The sequence below is a fragment of the Candidatus Lokiarchaeota archaeon genome, from assembly GCA_014730275.1.
GTDB lineage: Archaea > Asgardarchaeota > Thorarchaeia > Thorarchaeales > Thorarchaeaceae > WJIL01.
In genome coordinates this window covers 1-23,145 of the sequence record WJIL01000147.1, presented here as the reverse complement: position 1 = coordinate 23,145, position 23,145 = coordinate 1, and the positions used below count along the sequence as shown (strand labels likewise).

18 protein-coding genes are annotated in these 23,145 nt (G+C 45.2%); 6 read left to right on the top strand and 12 right to left on the bottom strand.

Features of this window, described 5'->3' with window-relative positions; translation table 11 throughout:
• Nucleotides 1-196: 196 nt before the first annotated feature.
• Nucleotides 197-934: an alpha/beta fold hydrolase gene (locus tag GF309_16455; GenBank protein MBD3160373.1), complete on the bottom strand. Its 738-nt coding sequence runs from the start codon at nucleotides 932-934 to the stop codon at nucleotides 197-199.
• 47 nt (nucleotides 935-981) lie between these two features.
• Nucleotides 982-2,910: a hypothetical protein gene (locus tag GF309_16450; GenBank protein ID MBD3160372.1), complete on the bottom strand. Its 1,929-nt coding sequence runs from the start codon at nucleotides 2,908-2,910 to the stop codon at nucleotides 982-984.
• Between the two features lie 364 nt (nucleotides 2,911-3,274).
• Here GF309_16450 and GF309_16445 point away from each other — a divergent pair, with 364 nt between their 5' ends.
• The gene (locus GF309_16445) at nucleotides 3,275-5,101 is read left to right on the top strand and encodes an aldehyde ferredoxin oxidoreductase (protein MBD3160371.1); all 1,827 of its coding nucleotides are present in this window, start codon (nucleotides 3,275-3,277) and stop codon (nucleotides 5,099-5,101) included.
• A 49-nt stretch (nucleotides 5,102-5,150) separates the two neighbouring features.
• On the opposite strand, the gene GF309_16440 is transcribed toward GF309_16445, so the two are convergent.
• The 4 genes from GF309_16440 to GF309_16425 all read right to left on the bottom strand — a co-directional run bounded on the left by GF309_16440 (nucleotide 5,151) and on the right by GF309_16425 (nucleotide 8,857).
• Nucleotides 5,151-5,594, bottom strand: a complete 444-nt coding sequence (locus GF309_16440; protein ID MBD3160370.1) for a GNAT family N-acetyltransferase — start codon at nucleotides 5,592-5,594, stop codon at nucleotides 5,151-5,153.
• A gap of 219 nt (nucleotides 5,595-5,813) precedes the next feature.
• Nucleotides 5,814-6,572 (bottom strand): AAA family ATPase, encoded by a 759-nt coding sequence (locus tag GF309_16435; protein MBD3160369.1) that lies wholly within the window; start codon nucleotides 6,570-6,572, stop codon nucleotides 5,814-5,816.
• A 1-nt stretch (nucleotide 6,573) separates the two neighbouring features.
• Entirely contained in the window at nucleotides 6,574-7,857 is a 1,284-nt protein-coding gene (locus tag GF309_16430) for a hypothetical protein (protein MBD3160368.1), read from the bottom strand.
• Nucleotides 7,858-7,951: 94 nt separating this feature from the next.
• Nucleotides 7,952-8,857 carry a hypothetical protein gene (locus tag GF309_16425; protein MBD3160367.1) on the bottom strand — a complete coding sequence of 302 codons (906 nt, stop codon included), beginning with the start codon at nucleotides 8,855-8,857 and terminating at the stop codon, nucleotides 7,952-7,954.
• Nucleotides 8,858-9,117: 260 nt separating this feature from the next.
• On the opposite strand from GF309_16425, the gene GF309_16420 reads away from it, so the two are divergent.
• Complete coding sequence (locus tag GF309_16420; protein MBD3160366.1) at nucleotides 9,118-10,581, top strand: hypothetical protein; 1,464 nt, start codon at nucleotides 9,118-9,120, stop codon at nucleotides 10,579-10,581.
• Here GF309_16420 and GF309_16415 read toward each other — a convergent pair.
• Together GF309_16415 and GF309_16410 are read right to left on the bottom strand one after the other, a co-directional pair.
• On the bottom strand, nucleotides 10,578-11,345 hold the full coding sequence (locus tag GF309_16415) for an S-methyl-5'-thioinosine phosphorylase (protein MBD3160365.1): 768 nt from the start codon (nucleotides 11,343-11,345) through the stop codon (nucleotides 10,578-10,580). The genes GF309_16420 and GF309_16415 overlap by 4 nt on opposite strands.
• Nucleotides 11,346-11,375: 30 nt before the next feature.
• The gene (locus GF309_16410) at nucleotides 11,376-12,326 is read right to left on the bottom strand and encodes a hypothetical protein (GenBank protein MBD3160364.1); all 951 of its coding nucleotides are present in this window, start codon (nucleotides 12,324-12,326) and stop codon (nucleotides 11,376-11,378) included.
• A 213-nt stretch (nucleotides 12,327-12,539) separates the two neighbouring features.
• On the opposite strand from GF309_16410, the gene GF309_16405 reads away from it, so the two are divergent.
• Nucleotides 12,540-14,282 carry a hypothetical protein gene (locus tag GF309_16405; GenBank protein ID MBD3160363.1) on the top strand — a complete coding sequence of 581 codons (1,743 nt, stop codon included), beginning with the start codon at nucleotides 12,540-12,542 and terminating at the stop codon, nucleotides 14,280-14,282.
• A 5-nt stretch (nucleotides 14,283-14,287) separates the two neighbouring features.
• On the opposite strand, the gene GF309_16400 is transcribed toward GF309_16405, so the two are convergent.
• Both GF309_16400 and GF309_16395 read right to left on the bottom strand, forming a co-directional pair.
• On the bottom strand, nucleotides 14,288-14,803 hold the full coding sequence (locus GF309_16400; protein MBD3160362.1) for an NTPase: 516 nt from the start codon (nucleotides 14,801-14,803) through the stop codon (nucleotides 14,288-14,290).
• Between the two features lie 33 nt (nucleotides 14,804-14,836).
• Nucleotides 14,837-15,907, bottom strand: coding sequence for a 4Fe-4S dicluster domain-containing protein (locus tag GF309_16395; GenBank protein ID MBD3160361.1), 1,071 nt, complete (start codon nucleotides 15,905-15,907; stop codon nucleotides 14,837-14,839).
• A gap of 198 nt (nucleotides 15,908-16,105) precedes the next feature.
• Between GF309_16395 and ribA the strand changes: the two genes are divergently transcribed.
• Complete coding sequence (ribA, locus tag GF309_16390; protein MBD3160360.1) at nucleotides 16,106-16,801, top strand: GTP cyclohydrolase II; 696 nt, start codon at nucleotides 16,106-16,108, stop codon at nucleotides 16,799-16,801.
• Nucleotides 16,802-16,927: 126 nt separating this feature from the next.
• Here ribA and GF309_16385 read toward each other — a convergent pair whose 3' ends face one another.
• Together GF309_16385 and GF309_16380 are read right to left on the bottom strand one after the other, a co-directional pair.
• Entirely contained in the window at nucleotides 16,928-17,557 is a 630-nt protein-coding gene (locus GF309_16385; GenBank protein ID MBD3160359.1) for a hypothetical protein, read from the bottom strand.
• 157 nt (nucleotides 17,558-17,714) lie between these two features.
• Nucleotides 17,715-18,884, bottom strand: a complete 1,170-nt coding sequence (locus GF309_16380) for a hypothetical protein (GenBank protein MBD3160358.1) — start codon at nucleotides 18,882-18,884, stop codon at nucleotides 17,715-17,717.
• A gap of 215 nt (nucleotides 18,885-19,099) precedes the next feature.
• Here GF309_16380 and GF309_16375 point away from each other — a divergent pair, with 215 nt between their 5' ends.
• Complete coding sequence (locus GF309_16375) at nucleotides 19,100-21,127, top strand: glycogen debranching protein (protein ID MBD3160357.1); 2,028 nt, start codon at nucleotides 19,100-19,102, stop codon at nucleotides 21,125-21,127.
• 206 nt (nucleotides 21,128-21,333) lie between these two features.
• Nucleotides 21,334-23,145: hypothetical protein (locus GF309_16370; protein ID MBD3160356.1), on the top strand; the 1,812-nt coding region annotated here is incomplete at its 3' end.

The window sequence follows — 23,145 nt, the reverse complement described above, 5'->3', positions numbered from 1 at the left end:
AGACAGAAGCCAGGACCGCGGGAGGAATCCCATTCCGATGAACGTGGACAAAGCCCCTGCTGACTCACGGGCCTACAGGTACTTTGAGGGCGGCGACGCTGGCAGGGGAAGGGTGGAACACAGAAGTTTCCTCAGTTGGGTTCACTCACTCACTCAACTGTAAGAAATGGGTTATCTGGAGATTCTCTGATCAATCCTATTTGATGCTGTCAATGAAATTAATAATCGCGGGATATGCCTTCTTTCTTGAAGGATGACAAGTTATCACATGTTCAGCCCCCGGCAGCATGAGCAATTCCTTTTGTTTTGCAGATATTTCCTGATAGGCTTCTTTCGCATGATCCGGATTCAAGGTATTATCGTTTTTACCTTGGATAATTAGCGTGGGTACTGTCACTTCGGGTAGATGTTCCCGTACAGCTTTCGTTAGCTTCTGAAGCTCTTCATATGCGGAGAGTGGTTCACGATCGTATTTGCATCGCTTAACATCATAGGGCTTCTGAGATTTCTCAACATCAACACTCCTGAAGCTCATGAGATGCTTAAGCAGTGGCAGAAATTTCAGGGCGATGGAGTCCAATTGTACTAGTGGAGCTAACAGCACAATTCCATCCATTGATTCCTCTCTTGCAGCCAGAAGTAGCGATAGTGCACCGCCTAATGAGAGGCCAGCTACAATTGTCTGTTCATATTCCCATGCCAGAACTTTCTCTAGGCCGCTGGCAGCTGATTCATACCAATCCAGCCATGTTGTAGAAGCTAGATTCTCTGGGGATGTACCATGCCCTGTGAGCAAGACCGAATATGATGCAATCTTGTTCTTTTCCAAATAATCAGCGAGTGTCACCACGGCATCAGTTGTATCACAGAAACCATGCATCAAAAGAAAACAAGTTGAGGCCCCATGAGGCCGGCGTATTTCGCGATTGCTCATGGGACCTGTACCTTCTCAAGTGGGCAATCTAGAGGTTATCTCTTAGTTCATTGTTCCTTAGTTGCTCTTGCTCCAATACTGAAACCACTGGTAAGCATACCAAGTCTGATTCCGGCGATGAGCCAGGACACAACACAGAGGAGTTCCAATCCTACAATCAGTGTCACTAGTAGGGTCATCACTTGACCCACAATGATATTCGATGGGAATCCTGAGAACACCCACATGCCTGCAGCTGCAAGCACAGCACCAAAGGCCAAACCGACGATTGTTGCCACTTTGATGAACGTTCCTTCCATTTCATATCCCAGCTCTTCAACATCGTTCGCGAGGTTCATGTTGAGCGAAAGTACCACTGCGAAGCTGAGGGCATACAGGAAGAGCATGATAGCTGTGGCTGTCAATGCCATGTGATACACATCAAAGTTAGCCGCGATGATGGGAAGCAGTAGTGAGAATAGGAAGGAGAACCCAACTAGTGCTTCACTGCCAGTGTACCCTCTTCCATGAGCATATCCACCCAGCAGTAGGTTCCTTGCTAGAAGAGTTAGAATTGGCAATACCAGAATAGTTGGAGTTTGCACAACAACTGGAAGATTATCGAAGAGTGCAACATTGAACCACCTGTTTGCTGGCCAGAGAGCAGGTGGACCGCTTCCAAACATTCCTAGTAGGACAAGGATGAAGGCTACTGAAGCAACTATACTCAGGACAACGTTAAGCACTGGTTGGCTGAAGTATGTCAAACCACGAACGTGGGTTTCTATCGTGACAAGAACTTGAGTTATGATGAAAAAGGCCCACGGGATTAAGACCAACCACGGAATCACGTATGGGTGTGTCATAATGAAGATTCCAGCAAGCGCCATTGGCGTACCAGTGACCACATCAGTATGTGATACGTAAAGACCACCCATCAGGATCAATATTGCTCCTGGGATAATGGACATGAACTGAGGATTGATTCCTATTGCATCAGGATATCCTGTTCCTGCTTGGCCTGCTGCAAATACACCAACTGCTGCAAGAAATACCAAGAAGCCTTTTGGACCTGACTGCACCACATCCTGGCCAATTGCTGCGATTTCGAGTTCCTTTGCTCCTAGTCTTGGGGCCAACATTACCCAAGCCAAAGTTGATGCTAAGAAAGCAAAGATGAGCGCAGGACTTGTCTGGAATGCTGTTTCGGATACCATAGTGCTCCATGGATACCATACTTGACTCCCTGAAACCTCTCCCAGAGGACCGGTAAAGACTGCTACTAGCCCTACTAATCCTGTCAGAACGCCCATGATACCAAAACCCAATTTTGCAGTTTTTGGGCTTCTAGCAAATTGCCTAATGCTACTTAGTGGTGACCACCAAAATAGTGTATTGAACAGCTGGCCGACAAGTAGTATTACATATGCCAGAATTACTATCATAGGCCCGATGGCCTGTCCAATAGCCAATACGGGTATGAACATCGCATTGAAAATACCTGTCACTAGGCCAATTTTCGTTTTTGAAACATCTATGTACAATACGGCAAGCAGTTGCCAGAAAATTGTGAAAATTGCGCCCATTGTCGCTGAGTCAACCACATAGTCAACCACTTCTAAGGGTTTGTTCCAGACCAAGCCGCCCCAGAGTATGAATACCGCTGTTGCTGCTGATATTAGGAACATCAAACGCACTATGTTGTAGTAGTTGGTTTCAAGCCGTTTCTCAAGCCCTCCGAGCCCTTTGAACTGGAGAAGTAGTCCTACTGCTATTATTGCCACAAAGACCGCAGACAATATGAAATGACTAGGGTTCTTCAGTGTTACAACAGACATTGTTGGCACGGGCAGTAATGGTGTACCGCTGCTTAGTAGTAATCCTAAAGCCGCGGCTACAACACCAAGTAGACCACCTATACCCGCAATCCTGCTAATTGGCTCAACGGACTCTCCTTCAGGAGAGCTTTGAGTAATTATGGATCTGATATCTTCCATTGTAGATTCCTCACTTAGGTTGTCGCCCACTAAGGGTTTTCGACCCTGCGGGTTATAAATGCATATCGGAGTACGCTTTCAGCAAGCTTGGGTGATTACTTGAATGTTACCCTTTTTCTAAGGGTAAGTCAGGGACCGTTATGTAGAAAAAGACTTTCGAACACGAAAGAATAAGGTGTATTCTATATGACAAAGATGGAGCTTTACATTGACGGTAAGAAGATTCCGATGAATCAGTTTGTACGCAGTGTCATTCACGATGTAAACGTATCAATGATATCTCATCTCAAAAACGTTGAGGCTGAAAAAATAACCAAGATAGAGATATCTACTGAGTAATAACTGCCGCCAGAAGGGATACGCAATGACGCATGAATGTTGGAATGAGCAGATTCTCTGGATTGACCTGAGCTCTCAGAGTGTAACTGAAGAGCAGCTGGATCCAGAAATATATGAGAAGTTTGTTGGCGGGAAAGGACTAGGGACCTATTTGCTTTACAGAGAAGTGAATGAGAGCATAGATCCTCTTGATCCGGAGAATCTTCTCCTCTTTTTGAGTGGTCCCTTACAGGGCCTTCCTGCGCCGAATGTCGGGCGATGGACCTTGATGACCAAATCTCCGTTGACCGGTCTCTATCTCGACACGCATTGTGGCGGGGCGCTTGGAAGAGAGCTGAAAAAAGCTGGATACGACGCTGTTGGTGTTCGAGGCAAGGCTGAAGAGCCAGTCTATCTATACTTGACTGACGACGAACTAGAGTTGCGAGACGCAAATGATATTTGGAACGATGGAATCTACGCAACAACAGAGAAGCTCCATGAAGAAACCGAGAAGGGCTCTTGTGTTTATGCCATAGGTCCCAGCGGCGTGAATCTGAATACTGCTGCTGTGGGTTGCTGTGAAATCGCACATCAAACAGGACGTGGCGGTGCTGGGGCTGTAATGGGTTCCAAGAATCTCAAGGCTTTCGTTGCCTATGGAACCAAGAGAATAGAAGCTCATGACGTGGAGACCATTCGTAACATCCACCGTGATTTAATCTCTCAATGGCGTCAGGAAGGACACGAAGAATCATTCAAGAACTACGGCACAACCTTTCTCCCGGAAATTAGCAACGCTTTGGGGCAGTATCCAACACGCAACTGGGAGTCTGGCTATTTCGAAGATTGGGAGGAGCTGGATGCTGAGAAAATGAAGGAGAAATACGGTCTTGGATCACATCACTCGTGCCCTCACTGCGTGATGCGTTGTACTCATGCGTTTAGAACTGAGAATCCTTACAATACGGGTGAAGAAGTAGAGTCAATGGTTGAATACGAAACGCTCGGTCTTATGGGCGGGAATCTTGGAATTCATGACCCTCAGTTCGTTTTCAAGTTGAATTACATCTGTGACGATGCTGGACTAGATACTATCAGCACCGGCACTCGAATCGGTTTCGCAATGGAGGCTTATGAAAAAGGCATCCTTACCGAAGAAGACATTGGTTTCCCACTCGAGTTTGGTGATGGTGAGGCTGCACTGAAACTTGCGAAGATGATTGCAAACCGAGACGGGATAGGTGACCTTCTTGCTAAAGGTGTTGAACAAGCAGGCGAAGAACTTGGACCTGAAGCTGAGAAAATTGCTGTTCACGTGAAGGGCCTTGAGGTACCCGCCTGGGATCCACGGGGCAGAAGAGGTATGGGCGTATCATATGCAACTGCAGATGTGGGGGCAAGTCATTTGCGAGGCTGGCCAGCCACTACTGAGCCGCCAAACGAAACTGCGGTTCCGACCGTTGAATCAATGATCCGGTCAAGAGACGATAAAGTACTCACTGATTCACTTGAGGTTTGCCACTTCACCTACCGCCTACATATAACCTTGGAACAGAAGATTGCCATGCTGAATGCCGCTTCGGGACTGAATTTTGATGAGGAGAAAGTATTCGAATTCGCTCATCGCGTTGCTACGCTTAGCCGTCTTTTCAATGTACGAGAAGGTATTTCTCGCAAAGACGACAAACTCCCACCGAGGTTCTGGGAAGCTGAAACTCAGGGACCGCGTGAAGGAATGAAAGCCTTCGTCACAAGAGAAGATTTCGAGAAGTCTCTTGACAAATTCTATGAGTTGAGAGCATGGAACAAGGAAGGTATTCCTCCAAAAAAGACAATCCACGATTTAGGTCTGGCCGGCATAGTCGAGTAGTACTGTGCTGGTTATGACCTGATGCTATTTGGGGTAGTAATGAACTCAATCAGGTGAACAATCGCTTTCTGAATTTCCGCCTCAAATAGGTCTCTTTGTGATCTATTTCGAATTGTGCATCTTTGTATAGTTCAATAACTTCGGTACGGTCGTCTCTCACCATGGTGTCGAGCGCTCGGAGTCCTTTGTCTTCTGCTATTTGAACAGCTTCCGAAAGCATGTTAGGACCGAGCTCAGTCTGCTCAAGTTCATCTTCGATTTCGAAGTACTGAATTATACCCACTTTGCCCACCCCTGGTTCTCTTCCAATACTGAGTCTCAGCGCTGCTACAATCATGCCTTGGGCCTCGGCAACGATATACATCGTCTCGGAATGTGAAAAAGTAGGGGCTGTTCTAGTCATGATATCTTCAAAATCAAGGCCTTCTCTCGAATAGAAATCTTTCAACTCTTCCCTGTCTGTAGCATCGGCCATACGTACGCTGATTTTCATTATAAGCCGTCTCACATTAGTCTGTATACGATGCTATCTTTGCCCATAATATATCTATTACCTATTGGTAGGTCCTTGAGTTGCTTCTCGTTTCAGTAAGACCATCATGCCATTTGCTAAGAAATATGCTTTCCGCGGGCATTTTGTGAAAGATTCTCTCTGGAATGATGATTCTTGGAGCCTATACCTTGTATTACCGCCCGCAGACTCCCAGAATCTCTATTTTTCTTGCTCTAAATACCTGTAGAGAACGCCCATTTGTTTGGTGAAAATGTTGTCTGGATGTTTGAGAGCCACAACGTATCTGCTCCCCGCCTCTATCAATATTGGAACCAACGGAATTATCGACGCAACTTTCGCCTTGAATTTGCTTTCCACTTCTTTGATGATTGCTTCGTTTTCGTAGATTCGCGGCTTCTTATTGATCACGATCTTGATATTAGGCACCTTAAGTCGTCTAGCCACAGAAAGTGTCGCGGCAGTACCAAGCAAGTCCTGTTCATCGATTCGTGCAACCACATAGAGAACGTCAGCTGTGGCCATGGAAAGTAATGTTTCTCTGTCGAGCCCAGGATGGGTGTCGATTATGAGATAATCCAAGTCCTTCGCACTCATAACCTCGCTGAAACCGTTTCGAAGATCCCCCACTTCATAACCTTCTCTAAGAATACGCGTAATATCTGTGGCACTCATGGAGCTTGGGATCAGGAAAAGACGGCCATCCTTTATGCCCAACCTATTGGTCATGTCAATACATGCGTCAGTAATATCACAGGTTCCGCGAAGATAATCATTCAGAGTATGCTTAATCTTCTGACGCCCCAATCCAAATATGATATGGATACCGGGTGATGCAACATCTGTATCCATCACAGCCACTCGTTTCCCTTCGAGTGCGGCTACAGCAGCAAGATTAGCTGAGATATTCGATTTGCCTGTTCCTCCGCGGAACGAATGTATCGAAACGATCTTACCCATGTCAAGCGTCTCTCCTAGTTTTCCATTCTACAACATTTCCAAGTGTGCGTAAAACACTTACAATTCTTGAGGGGGGTTCTTGTGTATTATCTGCAATTTCGCTAATAGAGTGTTCTCCATCTAGCTGATGCCAGATTGTATCTAACACTTTCTGCTTTCTTTTAGGCATTCCGACGACGTCTAGGTATGCTTTGAAACGTGAATCATCCAGTGTAAGAGTCGGATACGCTTCCGATAGTCTAGCAAGCCCTCGGCCAACCATCTGAGCTAGTATTTCATCCAGCTTCTTGCGGTCCAGCCCCGATTTGTCTCTGATTTCAGCAATCGTATAATCATTATCTGCCAGTCGCAAAACATCAAGGACGGATTCTCTTATGCTTCGAGGAATTTCCGCTATCAATGGTTGTTCGAGTTGTTCTATGTCATCTAGCGGAATGAGCGGAATGAGCATTTTCTGCTCCTCAAACTCAAGTGGTTCCCTTTCGGTTTCTGGCTTGATTTTTGTTCCTGTTTTCAAATCGATATCAGATATGCTCTTATCTTCCTCTTTCAGGTCCTCGTAAAATTGATTCGGGTTTTTCTTGCTATCAACAATCAATACTAGAATCATTCCATTGGGAGTTCTATGGAACAACAGCGAATTGGATCTATCAAGAGACGGATGTTTGATGATTTCTTCTTGTGCCCCTTTTGATAACGAAATGCCCTTGCTGGATATCAGGTCAAGGCCCGCCTCCAGCTCATAGGTGCGCAGATTGGAGGCAATGACGAAACCATCTTGAGTGAGATAGCCGGCTCTGTCAACACCTTCTATCTCTTCGATGTCCTGAAGAGACCTCCTTATCAATGTCATTTCTGCAAGCGGCAGAAGGCAGGTCTTGTATCTTCTGGCCATTCCTGGAACGCCGTCAAATCTGTGCAGTATGCTTTCTATAGTCTCTGCAAAGGCTTCATAGCTAGAGGAATCATCGTTCTTCTCCAACAGTTCCCCGTAGTATCTACTAACGAATCTTTCAGCCAATTGATTCAGAATCACATCATAGACCTGACTGTTGTCATGGGCTGATACAAATGCAATGAAGTACAGATCCCCTTTCTTGTTCCACACGAATTTGCTTTCTTGGAATGTAATTTCCCTTATTCCTTCTTCACTAAACTTCTCGATTACATGGCCAACGAGCGATAAGAATGCTGCAACTAACTCATCAAGTCGCTTTGACCCTGCCGCCCCATAGTGAAACAGCGGAATACCGCTATCTCGTAGAACTATTATTTCAAGGGGCACTTTCTTTCACCTTTCGAGCTTCAAGAACATTCAATTTGCTTGATTCAGAACTTATGGGATCTGTCTATCTAGGTTTTCTGGTGCTCTGAATCTCTTAATACTTCGTGGTTGGGACATCATTTGGCTTTTTCTTCAACCACTCAACTTCTGTATCTCCCATCTTTGAGAGGACCTCAAACAGACGTTCTGGCGTTACATTGATTCTAGTGGCGATATCGGTGAGTGGATGCTTTCCATCACAGAAACTCTTAGCACGTTGAAGAACTTGGTAGTCCTTCTGCGGTAATCCGATGAGATCCAGGTATGTATCGAAGCGACTATCGGCTTTCAAAAGAGAGGGACAAAGTATTCTGATTTCTATAACCCCTGCAATAATCAAGTATTCTATTATTTCTAAGACATCGCCTTCTTCTAGACCTGTTTGCTCTCTGATTTCGTGAATGCATGTATTTCCATCAATTGATTCCAAAATCCTAACGCCATGATTTCCATAGTCCCGATGTAGCTCGTCGAGCACTTCTGGGTCCAGAGAAAACTCATCATCTTTTTTCTTCAATTTTGGCACGACGAATCCATTGAGTTGAGACGCAGTTTTGAGAACGGATCGATACTTCTCTATGACCTCCTTTACCTTTGCATCAAATCCTGCATAGGTATCCGCGATAGGAATCTCCATTTCGATTTCAGATGAGAACTTCTCTTGGAATCTCTTACTCAGCTCTTTGAGAACGGCCCTTAGAACAGTCTCAGAAGCATCAGCATCAATTAGAAGAACGAAGATTACGTTGTTGTCACCGTGTTCGTACAGGAGCTCAGACCCTTCGAAAGAAAGGCTTTGGACAGATTGCTCTCCGAATTCATTAGCAAACGAGGTTATAGCAGAAAGGAATCCAGATAGGAGTTCATCAAGTCGCTTTGTATTTCTGCTCGAGTAATGGAATATAGGCGCACCTCCAGGAGCAATCACCATGAATTCCTGTGCACCTAGATTTCTTTGCAAACTAAATACCCACGAGGACCAAAATCGGATTACCATTAAAGTTATTCTGCTGTGTGTATACTTGGCTATTTGAGGAAACATTGCTCGAATGAGATGCCCTTATTAGAATCCAATTTTAATTCTGGTTTTGAGTGAGTGCGTTGCTGGAATACCGCGAATTCCCATGGAAGAAAGCCGCTTTCTACCTTCTCTGTGCACCTTCCTTATCCTACATTTTACTTCAGTTCAGTTCCATCTACGTGTTGGTGTCTTCTGCTTGGATGTCTGTTCCTAGTACTGAATTGTTGCTACCTGGCTTGCTTTCCACATTGCTATCACTTTTCCTAATGGCTACCATATTGGACAGGATACGGCGTTTGGATGTGATTATTCTTATTGGTGGATTGGCCCCCCTATTTGTCTCGCTCTTTGGTTGGTTTCTTGGTTTCCCAAACGTGTATACGCCGCTAATAGAATATGCAATTGTAGTGCTGACCTTTTCTGGTCTTGTTCTGATGATGGGGAGTTGGGCTGTTCTTCTCAACCGTACTGTAGTAGCAAGATTCAGAGGCCGAATTGGTGGTATCTTTGTTTCGCTGGCTTTCGTTCTGTATAGTATCTTTGTTCTTTTTGGTCTGTCCCCATATGCACCTAATTCTGTTTCATTCCCAGTTGCAGAGATTCTGTGTCTGATATCAGTAGTCTTCTCCCTGGCGATGAAACCCTGGAAATTCGATCAGGTGGCTCTTGCAGTTAGGGGAAGAGCAAGCCGATACTTCTTTCCACTTGTATTTGTTATGGCCGCCCATTTTCTTTGGTATTCTGCAACGAAAGCTACCCTTGCAGCGGCGTTAGAAGAACTTGCTCAAGATTCCTCACTCGTCTTTCTGTCAGGGCTTGAAGGTCTAGATTTTCTCATCTTGGCAGCAGGAGTCCTCATGGGTGGATTGATTGCTGATCTACTTGACCGAAAAGAGGCGCTTAGAGCAGGAATTTTGGGGATGGGACTTCTTACCATATTTGGCCCTGCTTTTTACGGTTACAACATAGCTGGAGTTGCAGAAAGCTTCTATATATTCGCTTTACCGCTATTGGTTTTCGAGCGGGTTGTGGAGGGCCTATTGATGGGAAGTGCACTCCTACTGATATGGGGAGAGTTAGGCTCCCCCAAAAGCAAGGCTCGACGTTTAGCGGCGGTATGGACATTATTCCTCGGCTATGCTGTTCTCTTCTGGTTTCTGGAAATCGGTCCGATACAATTTGCCACTTCTCAAGCAACGATTCGCATAGCTGAACAAACTTCAATTCTTCTCGCATTCATATCGCTTTATTTCATGGGTAGAGTGCCAGATGTTGTTTCAAGGGAAATTGAGATGGAAGACCTCGAACTCGGATTTGACGAGGAAAGAGTTGAGGAAGCTGTCGATAACTACCTTGATGACAAAGACTTCGAATCCATTCGTCAGCAGCTTGATATTATAGATGCAGCATCCGAAGTATCAAACGCTGACTTGGAGGATATGTTGGGCGGCGAAGTAGCCAAGATTCTACCACTACGAAGAGTTCATGGTGTCGGGGAGAAACTAGAACAACGATTGAAGAAAGAAGGATATGAATCGGCTGCCCAATTGGCCGGAGAACGGGCTGACCGGTTGGCCGAAAAGGTCGCGGGTCTTAATGAAAAAGGAGCTCAGAAGATAATCTCTGCGGCTCGAGAACTAGTGGAAGGGGAACTGAACAACTAGAGCTTACAAAGGATGCGATCCAAGAATTCTCTGATGATCTGTTTCAAATCTTCCATGCGCGATTCGAAGATATCAATGACTTCGGCGTGTGATATTTTCTTTTGCATACCTGCTCCATAGTTAGTGACTAAACAAGTTGTTGCATAGTCGATGTCCAGTTCACGGGCTAGAAACGCTTCAGGTGCGCTGGTCATCCCAACAACACTTCCCCCAAGTTTCTTTATCATCTGAATTTCGGCTGCTGTTTCAAACCGAGGTCCTTGGGTTGTCACATATGTTCCGCTAGAATGGAATTTGAAATCGCTGTTGGTTAGAACTTCAAGCAGAGTCTCTCTTACAACGCCCTTGTACGGATAGCTAACGTCCGTGTGCTTGACTTCTTGCAATTTCTCTGGTAGATTGTTCTGATGTTCGCCTGTGAAGAAAGTAGATTGTCTTCCCGTTACGAGGTCTATGAGTTGATCTGGAATTAAGAAATCCCCTGGTTCGATTTTCTTTATGCAGCTGCCTACTGCGTTTGTTGCTACTATATGAGTAACGCCTAGTTCTCGCAAGGCATAGACATTTGCCCGGTAATTTACGAGATGAGGAGGAAGACTGTGCTGCGGACCGTGGCGTGCAAGAAAGTAGATTCTTGAACCTTCTTCCTTGCTTGTCGTTATTGGTGAACTAGACCCAAATGGTGTTTTTCTGATTTCTGCAGATTCTCCAAACCATTCGTAAAATCCGGATCCGCCGATGATTCCGATAGCCATATCTCTCAAAATCGAACTATCATAGATACATGTTAAGGTTTACTTGTTTTTGATTTCGTTGGTTCGGTTCTTGAGATGTTCAGAAAGATGATAGGCTACAGCTGTGCCTCCGAGGAAATCAATGATTTCGAAGCTTCTGCCACATTTAGAACACGCGAAGTCGATTTTTGGTTCGTTCGTAACTTTCCCGCATTCATTGCAGAGCGGCTCGACTTCGAGGACTTGTAGCTCGCCGACAGGAATGGCTTCTTTACATTTCTGACACTGCACTTCTGAGATTTCATCATCAACTACCGTGTGAAAGCGATTACTACACTTCGGGCAAAACACTGTATACACTTTATGTAGACTTGTTGAGCCACAGTCTGGGCATCTTAACACGAGTTCAATCTGGTTGCTTCCACACTGCTGGCACTGGATGGTTCTACCAAACGTCTTGCCAACTATGAGCCCTTCTTCCTCGAGATCTTGTAATGTTCTTGCAACTTCTTCATGGCCAGTTCCCAAGTAGTCCTTGGCAACTGGATAGTGTGTGACGACTTTCAGCGACTGTTTGGGTTTTATCGGTCCTACCCTGTTTCTACCCATATCTACAATCAGCTGTCGCACCTCAGGTTTAGAGAGGAGCTCATTACCTGTTGACTCTTGGATGAGCTCTTCAAGACGCTCGAAGGCATGTTTGATTTCGTCTTCCCACGATTCGGAATTGAAATCAATTTCATCCACAACACGCTGCAAATTCCTTTCAACAATAGAAGCTTCATCATCTTTGTCAAGCAGGACCGCAATGCAGTTCGGTTGTTCCATGTATGATATGATTAGCCCCTTCGGGATTTTGGTATAACCTATATCTGCCTGCATGTCACTTCCATGTGACATGAATATCGTGACCGCTTCTTCACTGGTAAGACGGGTATCTTCAGGATAGCTTCTTCCTACCATTGGTCCTAGTGTATCATGCCACCAAATTGTATACATTGCCTTAGGCATTAGCGAGTCTCACCACTGGAGTTATTCACTGAAGCTGTTAGTGCTGATATGACTACGATTGCTTATGAGAGTTAGTCTGATGGACAAGATTCATGATGCTCACTATTCTGCTAGAAGGCAGAAGCGATAGTCTTTGAGGATGTGCCACCGAAGACTATATTTACCGACTCGTAACGCGAAGCTGTACAAAAGGGTCCACAGGAAGTAGTGTAGATGTCTCCAGCAAAATTCTTTGGCAAACACGGTGCTGTGTTGTTGCTGTTATCGATTTTAGTGGTTCCTTCAGTTGCCAATACGCTTACAGTAGGAACCGACAGCCGTGATGATACTTTTCTACTCGCTGCACCAACTGTTAGTGGTCCAGCAGATTTCTCTTTTGAAAATGGTAGCATGGGAGAAACAATTACTTGGAACGTAACTGATTCTGAGCCAAAGAACTACTCGGTTACTCGTGATGGAGACGTGCACGAAGAAGGAACTTGGGACGGTTCTAATATCACCATAAGTCTGGATTACATTTACGAAGAAAACCTGACGCACACGCTTCCAGTTACATTCGTGTTTGAATGCACAGTCTTCAACATGGATAACGAGAGTGCATCAGACTCTGTTAATGTCGAAGTCATAGCTGATGAAACTCCTCCTCAGGTAGCTGTCTCAAGCAACTTTGGTGATCAATATGAGCAGGGAAGCTGGGGTCACAGGATAACCTGGGAAGTGAATGAGACCAATCCCGATTTCTACAATATAACTCGTCAATCTAATTGGGCTTCAGACAATTTCACGACCATCGAAAGCGGGTCATGGGAAGAAGGAAACATTTCTGTTTCTGTTGATGGACTCAATGCAACGCATTGGTATTACTACACGCTCTTTGTCAATGACACACTAGGACAGAATTCAACCAGCTCCTTCAATTTCACAGTGAATCCTGATTTGACCAATCCCGTGATATCTTCACCTGATGACATCTCATACGAATTTGGCTCACCAGGCCACAAGATTACATGGGATGTGTATGATAGCAACCCAGAAAACTACACTTTGACCGTGCATATTATCGATATCAACATGACCTATGGCAATCTATCAAAAGTATTTGGCCCGCCTGCGAATCTCACGAGCCAGCCATGGCGCATTGACGAACCAGAAGGTGATGAGCTCTCCTTTGCCGTGAGCAATCTGCATCTGGGTAACTACACCTACAACTTGACGCTTTACGATGTCTACGGTCAGAATTCCAGTGATGTCGTAAATGTATCCGTTTACAAGGACTTACGGGCACCGGTAATTAATGCAACTGATGATGTGGAATACGAGGAAGGATACTCTGGGTATGGCATCAATTGGACTATCGACGAAAGCAACCCTCGCTCCTTCAATCTGACACGCAACGATACAATTCTTGATAATGGAACCTGGGTTGGCCAGAACTTCAGCTTGAATGTAGATGGTCTGGATGTTGGACATTATGTCTACAATCTAACGTTGACCGACTACTTCAATCAGACATCTTTTGAAATCATACTGGTTACTGTGACTCCTGACGCACACGATCCATCAATTGCACAAGTACGTACGCTCTTCGCCTACAGTAGCCCTACAGCTACAAACTTGAGCATCCAAGCATATGTCTGGGACCTGAACAACATCTCATCCGTCCGTATCGAATTTGGTCTGGATCGAGAAGATCCCCAGAATGATAGTATGGAGATGCAAGGAGATAATCTGTATTGGGCTCATCTTGGGGAGTTCAAGGTTGGACATACTGTCTGGTATAGAATCGTGGCCATAGACAATTCAAGTGTGAACAATGAAGGAACAACTGAGTGGCGCAGCGTTGAGATAGAAGCACTACGTGAAGAAGGCCTATCTCCTGTGATATGGGGTTCTATACTAGGACTTGGAATCCTGTCCATGCTAATCATAGTGCTAATTTACTTCAGAACAAAATAGAATGCCTAGTACTGAAACCATTTGGCTATCTGGAGTGGTAGTTCGTCTCTATTAGCAGTAGTGATTTCCACCTCTCGGACGTCAGGCCGATTTCGGATGCTATTTAGAAACGATGACCTCTTTTGCTGGATTGTGCCCAAGACCCTGCCCTGATCCAAACATCTCATGACTTCCTGCTTGAAAGCCTCCGAGTATAACTCCATTTTCGCTATCTCATCAATAATGATGATTTTTCCACGTTCTCTAGCTCTTTGCATAGCAGGAACGGCTACCTCATTGATATCTGAAATATTGACTCTGTATTTGCTAACTCGTGGCCCCTCCTTTCTATCAACGTGGGCAAGAATGCCTTCCTCATTGTCTACAGTATGAATGGCAAAACCCTGTCGTCGTCCCTTTTTTCGTATTTCGGAGGACCAGAAACCACCAACCTTCTGAGAGCCTATGTGTTTGATTGCTTTCTTTATAGCGGTTGTTTTTCCTATTCCGGGTTTTCCAGTCAACAGAACATGTTTGTTCATTGCTGCTCCTCAAATCAGTGGAGGAGAATAGAGTTAATGAGTGCTTTCAAGGTCATAAAGGCGATTGAATTTCATCCGAGCTATTCGTTCAAGAATGCGGAGTCCCTTGCTTGATAGTTCTTCTGCTTGGATGTACTCAGCTTCAATAGCTGCTTGAAGCATATGTTCACCTTGTATTGTTCTTACAAGAACTGTTGTCCAGTCAGAATTTGTTCCAATGTTACCGCAAGAGATGTCACCGTTCTTGGCTGTTAAATCTCTGCAGTATGGACACGAGCTTGCTGCACTGGGAGAGAGCTTGCTTATGGGCCATTTCTTTGTCTCTTCTGAGGTAGTGACTATCAGCTTTCCTTTTTCGATGGAAAATTTCTCAACATCTTCAATAGAAACCCCGTCTTCCTCAAGAAAATCTTTCAATTTGGAATAGTTGAATGATTCCATACAGAAGAGCCCTATTTTGAAAAGGCTGTGTTTCAAATCAATATTCAGAACGCCCGCCGGATTATTCTCCATATTAGCAATAGCATCGAGATTGCAGGATGTACCAACCACTGCTAATGCTGACAGACCACTTCGAAAACCTTCCATTACGCCTTCAACAATGGGACTGTGAGTGTAGACTGTACCTGCACAATCTGTGATTTCTGGCTTCTTGGTTGCGATTTTGGGTTTGGGATACCATGGTTTGTCAGGATCTTGGCATGCGATTACAGCACCATCAACTGCTTCGTGCTCCAACATATACGAGAGTACAGCTGTAACCGCACCCCCATTTTGCCTTCGTGGATACTCTTCTGTAGCTTTGACTTTCCAAACGCTTCTAATATCCCCCAGCAAGTCATTCTGTGAAGATGCGGTCTTAGGGCAAACATCGTAGCATATGCCGCAAGCGATGCATTTCCCTGTCAGTTCTGGTATGTACTTCCCCTTTTTGTGCATTCCAGTTAGTGCATCAACTGGACAGTTGGAAACACATGCACCACACTCAGTACATGCTCCTGTTTCGATGATATGCTTCTTCAGTTTAGTAAAGGGGTTTCGATTCGTGTTCTTCTTTATCCATGCTTGTGCAATGGAAAGGCTATTTGCTATTTCGTCATCCATGGATTTAGCTCCTAGGGTAGCTTAGTGATAATTGGATATCAGTAGGGCGGTATTTAGAAATGACGTTGTGAACGTTCTCTTCAAAGAATCTGAACCAGGTAGATACTGAATGGTGGGGAGAGGAAAGTATATCTAAGCTAAGTTTTGAAATGATTTCCATTAGGGAGCATGTCCTGATTGAACTTGTCCAGAGCCCAAATTGAGAATCTACTTGAAGAAAGTGAACGCAATCCTTGCGATCCTGATGATGAGTGTTGTGTTGAGCTAGTTGCGATTGCAGATCTCCCAAGCGGATTTGGCAAGTACCAAGTATGTGGCTTGGTCAGCCCCTGTGATGGCAAGGAGCATACCGCTGTAATTAAGGGAGATATTGTTGACAAGGAGGATGTTTTGGTCCGCCTTCATTCAGAGTGCTTGACCGGTGATGTTCTTGGAAGCAAACGATGCGATTGTAGAGCACAGCTTCATGAATCTCTGAGAAGGATTGAAGAGGAAGGCCAAGGCGTATTGCTATACCTTCGTCAAGAAGGGCGCAATATTGGGTTGACTGAGAAGCTTAAAGCATATGCTCTGCAAGATAAGGGGTTTGACACTATTGATGCAAATCTATTGCTAGGACATGGTGCGGATGAACGAGATTATGGTGTTGCCGCCTATATTCTTGAGACTCTACATGTGAAATCCATTCGCCTCTTGACCAACAACCCTGAAAAAGTGAAGCAGTTGATGTCTTATGACGTTGAGATTACCGAACGCGTACCCTTGATAATTGAGCCAGATGAGTACAATAAAATTTACCTTGAAACGAAGAAGCAGAAAAGTGGTCATATGCTAGGGCGCCATGAAGAAACCAGGGACGTTGACAAGGTCTTGGAGCTAGCTGGGAGTGAGTAAGATTCAACAACCATAATTCAGGTAGTGTCAAAACTGATGATAGAGAAGCGGCCATTTGCTTGGCCGCCGTGAATACGGAAAACCGATTGAAAGGGTTGCAAAATTGGAAGAGAGCCAACTAGGTAGCTAGCGTTCTTCCGCAGGCTCACCAATTAGCTTAAGGTATTTACTCTTCTTACCCATTTTTTCTTCAGCTGTGGATTCGAGCTCGAATTTGTTCATCTTCAATCGGATTCTCTCTTTGGAAATGCTGATTATATGTCCTTCTGACGCTATGAAGTCGATATCAGGTTGTAGTCCCAAATCTTCTAGGGTCTCCTCAAGGAATCCGCCACCAAGAACAAGCCATATCATCCCCTTGCTGTCAAACCAGACATCGATGACATTTCCGATTTTTTTCCCGCCTGAGTCAACGACAGGTATTTTCGATAGGTCTGAAAATGTCATGTCATCCTCTTGAAGTACATCAGCATCAAGGGTGGTTTGTAGTTCCTCACGAGTAACTGAAAGATGCATTTCTTCATTTACTTCTTCAATTGAATCGACATCGATAACTGGGTCTGAGTCAGGTTTGATCCCAATGGTTTCAAGGAACTCTTGAAATCTACTTCCTCCAAGAATCATGGATTCAAGTTCCATCTTATCGTCTTCATAATGGAAAACGAAATCTATTACTCTACCAATCTCCTTCCCTTCTGAGTCTAGAACATTCTTATCCTTCATATCACTGAATGTCATATTACAACAATCAAACAATGTAATTCCTCCTGGCTTGTTACTGTTTCATATAGAATAATAGTATTAACGTAAGTTAACTCTTATGGTTTATTCTTTGGGGGAAATGCTTCCTAGCGAACCCCCCTTACTATCTTCCAAAGCCCCATTTAGGTTTGGCCTTTCCGAGTGTATTGCACTAGTCAGATTCTCTAACCGAACGAAGTGCCGCCGCCAAGATAACCACCATGAAAATACTCGCATATGCTGAGAATAGCCAAAGGAACCTAAGACTTCCTGTTACATCCCAAATCACTGCTCCCATAGGCGCCCCCAGCAGCTGCGTTGCACTCATCAGAAACTGATATGTGCCCAATGCTCGACCTTTCATTTCATTTTCAACATCCCTGACTGCTAAGCTGCGCTCACTGCCAATCCAAGTCATTATGGGAAAGGCCCAAACTACATTGAGAAAAAGAAGCAAATAGAAACCACTACCAAAGGCCAGACCAAAACAGACTGCTGTGTTGAGGATGACCGCCAGCAGAAGCGATGCTTTTGGCTTTCTATCAGCGAATCCGCCCAGCGTATAAGCTAGCAATCCACTTGTCAGCGAAAATGCACTCCAAGTCAAACCATATTGCGCAGCGCTAACACCCCATGTATCGACGCAGAGATTAGCATAATACCGTATGGAAGTATTGAATATCAAACTGTATCCGATCATCCCCGCAGCGAGTTTCCAAAAATTTTGGCCCAATCCTTGGAATGAGATTATAGGTCCACTCTTAGCTTTTCTAATAGTATCGGATGAAAGGGTTTCTCTTACCCAAAGCAATGCAGCTATCAATGCTACGACAGCCCCAACGGCGCCCAGTAAGAGAAGCTCCCGCGCTCTGAATCCAAGATAAAGAAGGCCCGATGCCAAGGCAGGGCTTACGCCGTCAATCAAATAGGCTGGCATAAGCACTGTTGTAAACCGACGGGCTGCATTCATTCCTCCAAGACTAGCGGTTTCATCTGCAGGCATGGCTCTTGCAGTGATGAGTATGAAACTCCACCCAAATTGTGCTAGAGCATATTCAAAAGGAATCAGCGGCCAGAGGGGGAACTCTGCAAGCATGACAAGGCCAAGAAACATCGGTATGAATGCTAGAGTCATTGCTTTTCTCCTTCCGAGAATGTCGGATAGGATTCCAGATACTGCAAATCCAATGAGACTAGCTAGAGTTCCCACCAAGAATACAATGCCCATCGCCCAGGGATCAATCAAATCAGCCAAGAAAATGGAGAATTGCCACCACCAGATGCTCCAAGCAAACTGAGCGACTCCTGTTACAAGAGCTACTCTCCAGAGGGTGTGGCTCACACCTAGGATGCTATTTGTTGGGCTTTTTGCTATTCTAGGTGAGGAAGTCGTTTCTACATCTGCATTACTTCCATTTCTCAGTCAAATCGCCTCAAGATATATGCTTGTACGCGAATAGATTTTTTTATCTGCTTCAATCGCGATAGACAGGTCACCGCCAAGAATCCTTAAAGGCTGTCGGTGCTGAGTCAAAATCGAGACATGACTATTCGGAGATACCTCTTGTGTCAATCGAGCTAGACGAAAAGGACCTCAAACTGAACCGTGCGGTCACATTCGAATGGCTATATACAAATGGACTGGGCGGGTACGCTTCATCAACCGTAGTTGGATTGAACACACGAGGTCATCATGGTCTCTTGGTATGTGCACTGAACCCTCCAGTTGATCGGTGGCTCACAATTTCGAGACTTGATGATGTTCTGGCAACTTCTGAATGTGAGTACAACCTCTCGGTAGAAGAAACAAGCGAGGGGGTTACGCGTCGGGGCTACAGGCACATGAAGTCTTTTGAACTGAATCCGCTTCCTACGATGCGGTATGAGACGGACTGTTTTGCTGCAAAGAAATCAGTATTCATGCCCTTTAGAAGAAACATCGCCGTAGTTAATTACGAGATTGAAACGACGGAAGAAACTGTCTTTACCGTAACTCCACTGCAGACTTCCCGCGACCTTGACGAACGGCCTGAGGAATTGACATTCGACCCAGAAATTGAAGTCAGAGATGAAGACGCCTATTTCTGTTCTGATTCCCGTGAGAATAGCCCAACGGTTTTCGCGTATACACCTGACGCTGAGTTTATGCAAGCCGAAATTCACAGAAGTGATTTGCAGATATATCGCAAGGATAAGTCCCGAGGACTGAATCATACAGACGTCCTCTTTATCCCTGGAGTTTTCCATTCTGTTCTTGAACCTGGTTCACATTTCCTATCTTTTCTTTTTGCGGCTGATCGAAGCAAGAACGAACTATTGGAAAGCCTCGGCCCTCTAACAGAAGCTCAGCGAAAGGATTTTGCTAGACTGCGGTTTAACGAGCTGAAACGAAGAAGAATCCTGAACAGTCGTGCCTATAGCATGTCTGAGAAGGAACGGGATACCGATATTGAATGGTTGATTTTCAATGCTGACGCTTTCGTTGTAGACCGTGAAACGACACAACGGAAATCGGTCATTGCAGGCTATCACAGACTGGCGGATATTGGTCATGATGCCATGATTTCTTTGCCCGGTCTGACAGTAGCAATTGGCAGATTCCAAGACGCTCGAGGCATTCTCACCACATACGCTAGATACTCACGATATGGGCTGATTGCTAACGACTTTCCTGACAGGGGGATTCAGCCGGACTATGATAGTGTAGATGCGTCCTTGTGGTTCATTCTCGGTGTGAAGAACTACATCGATCATACTCACGATACTGAGTTCCTTAGAGGACTCATTTGGGACACCATAGACTCAATCATTGGGGCCTTTCGCACAGGAACGAAATACGGTATCTATGAGGATCATGACGGCTTGATTCACTCAGGGATTCCAGGCGTAGAAGTTTCATGGATGAATGAGAAGGTAGGAAACTGGCTCGCAACACCACGCACCGGCAAATGCGTTGAAGTGAATGCCCTCTGGTTCAATGCATTGATGGCGGCGGGTGACCTTTGTGAGTTGATGGGCCGCGATTCGTACGAATACAAGGCTGTGGCATCTTGGATAAAAGAGGCCTTTGTCCAGACTTTTTGGGACGATGAGCTTGGGTATCTCTACGATGTAGTAACGGATGATCGCAATGATGAATCGCTTCGCCCCAATCAGGTTTTTGCCCTGAGCCTTCCCTACAATCTATTGGATACCAAGAAAGCAAAGAGCATTCTCTCTGTTGTTGAAGAAGAGCTTGTCACTCCATATGGTTTGAGGACTCTGGCTCCGAGTGATCCAAGATATGCTCCTGCCCATACCGGCGGCCCTCGGAGCAGGGCAGGTTCAGTGCATCAGGGGACAGTTCATCCTTGGCTGATTGGTCCTTTCATCTCAGCATATCTGAACTTACACGGAAGAGACAAGGGGACCAGGCAGGAAGCAGAGAAAAAGTTCTTCCGGCCTGTCCTTTCGTCAATAAGGGATGGCTGTTTAGGTACTGTATCGGGTATGTTTGACGGTTCTGATCCCCACCGTGACAGAGGGTGTGTTTCTAGAGCTCGATGTGTGGCCGAGTTACTGCGGCTATACTTCGAGGAATTGTAATAACAAATCTATTTATTCTTAATATATGATTCATCTATAACCTTCATTCATTCTTCCTTTAAAACCAAAGAACCATACACCTATGTAGAAAACATGATGGCACGCTACCTGCCAACCACCTCAGTGCTTGAATTCTTCACCTTTAGCACTGGCTATAGATCAAGTTCGAAAGAACTGATTACGGCTTGCGTGCAGGGATGATTTACATGAAGAAAATAGGAACGATTCTAATACTCGGAATTATTGTCCTGAGTGCGGTGTATGGCATTAGCTATGGCACCGCTCAGGAAACTGGAGATCCCGAGCTGAATGTGTCTTGGCGAGTTGAAGATGAGGTGGAAGATTTTGAACACACCTCACAAAACTCTCAGTGGGTCTTTGGGCCCCAGCCAACACTATGGCTCGGTTATGCTGAGAACCTTACAAGTACCTCAGAGAACGCTTTTCGTGTTGAATTTGGCACGAGGTTGTTTCTGAATATTACCATACCCAAGAGCTTCTTAGGGGATGGGAACAGCCTTGATTCGGTACGATTCTGGGGTTCAAAAAGTATCGAGCGAAGCCCCGTCTTTGTTCTCGAATATAACGCGACAGCTGATTCTTGGACACTTGTAAGTCTGGACTATGAACCCGGGAGCGATGAACCCTCTCAGAGCAATTTCATAAGCTTGTATCGGAACGAGAGTAGCTACTATAACGGCACGGATGAGTATGAAGTGGTGTTCTCAATCGAGTTTATGGATGAGGTTGCAGAAGGCATTTTCTGGACGGGTATGGAAGCCATTGATCAGAATGGAAACCCTGTTTCGCCTTCTTGGCTCGCACGGTTAGAGTCAGGCAGATTCGAGACACCTCCGATTGGTCTCGGTGTTGATGTCACTGTTGGTCAATATGGTCTTCCTGAATACTATTACGCGGAAGCAGTCAATGAAGCCGGAGATATCATCCATTATGTGGATGTGAAAGACAACTTCACTTTGCGGATGCGGGCGAACGAACCCTTTAGCAGGATTGAGATCCCCTTTGCATATCTAACCAACAACAGCGAGTATCTGAGGAGTTATGATTGGGGAATGCCCAAAGACATGTTTAGCCGCTTTACGGCTTGGAATAACTTCACCTATATGCCTCCCATGCTGGCTTATGTCTTCAATGGAACAGATGCATACACTGCTATTTCCTATCTAGACAATCTCACCTGGACATGGAGCTGGCAACATGGGCAATGGCTTCTGGAGTATGATTTGCTTATCAATGAAACAGCCGACATTTCCAATTTCTACTACACTAAAGAGACTAATGTGGAACATGAAGGTGCATGGGTTTCGTGGACCGGCTATTTCACCGAAGCAGTTGACATGAATCCTTGGGATTCCTACAAAAAAGGCGGTACTATCAAACCCGATTCATATTTCTGGACTGCGCTAGATTCTGCAGGGGAAGCAATGCAAGCTAGTGCAGACATTGCAGACCACAATACAGTCCAACTGGCTTATCGAGACATGTACGTTGAGGGCTACGTCCGGAAGGACGGCGAAGTTGTTCGCAGAGCTCAACAGGGCGATGTACTAAACATGACTATGTTGATTCACGCTCCTGCGGGAGATGTAAATGGTTCATACTATATTGAGGACAAAGACCCCAACAATAACATCGATGGATTCCTTGTTCATATGGATAGGCAGAACTTCACGGTCTGGATGAAAGCCTCTGGAAGGGTCTCGAACTCGACTCATTACTGGCGTCATGAGAGTACGCATTCAATGACCATGGACCTCAAGACCAATGAAACCTGGAGCAACTCCTCAATAACACGCTGGGTGTACACCAGGAATCACACGTACATCGGTAGTTTCACAGACGAAACCAGCAGTGCAGTAACAATAATGGATTACTCTTTCTCAATAGGCCCGAAACTTACAACGGTTCAATTTGACTTCAGTTTCGAAGATGAAGCCCCATCCATGAAGATTGATGACGCTGGAGTAAGTTCAGGTGTTCATGTGGCATATCAAGCC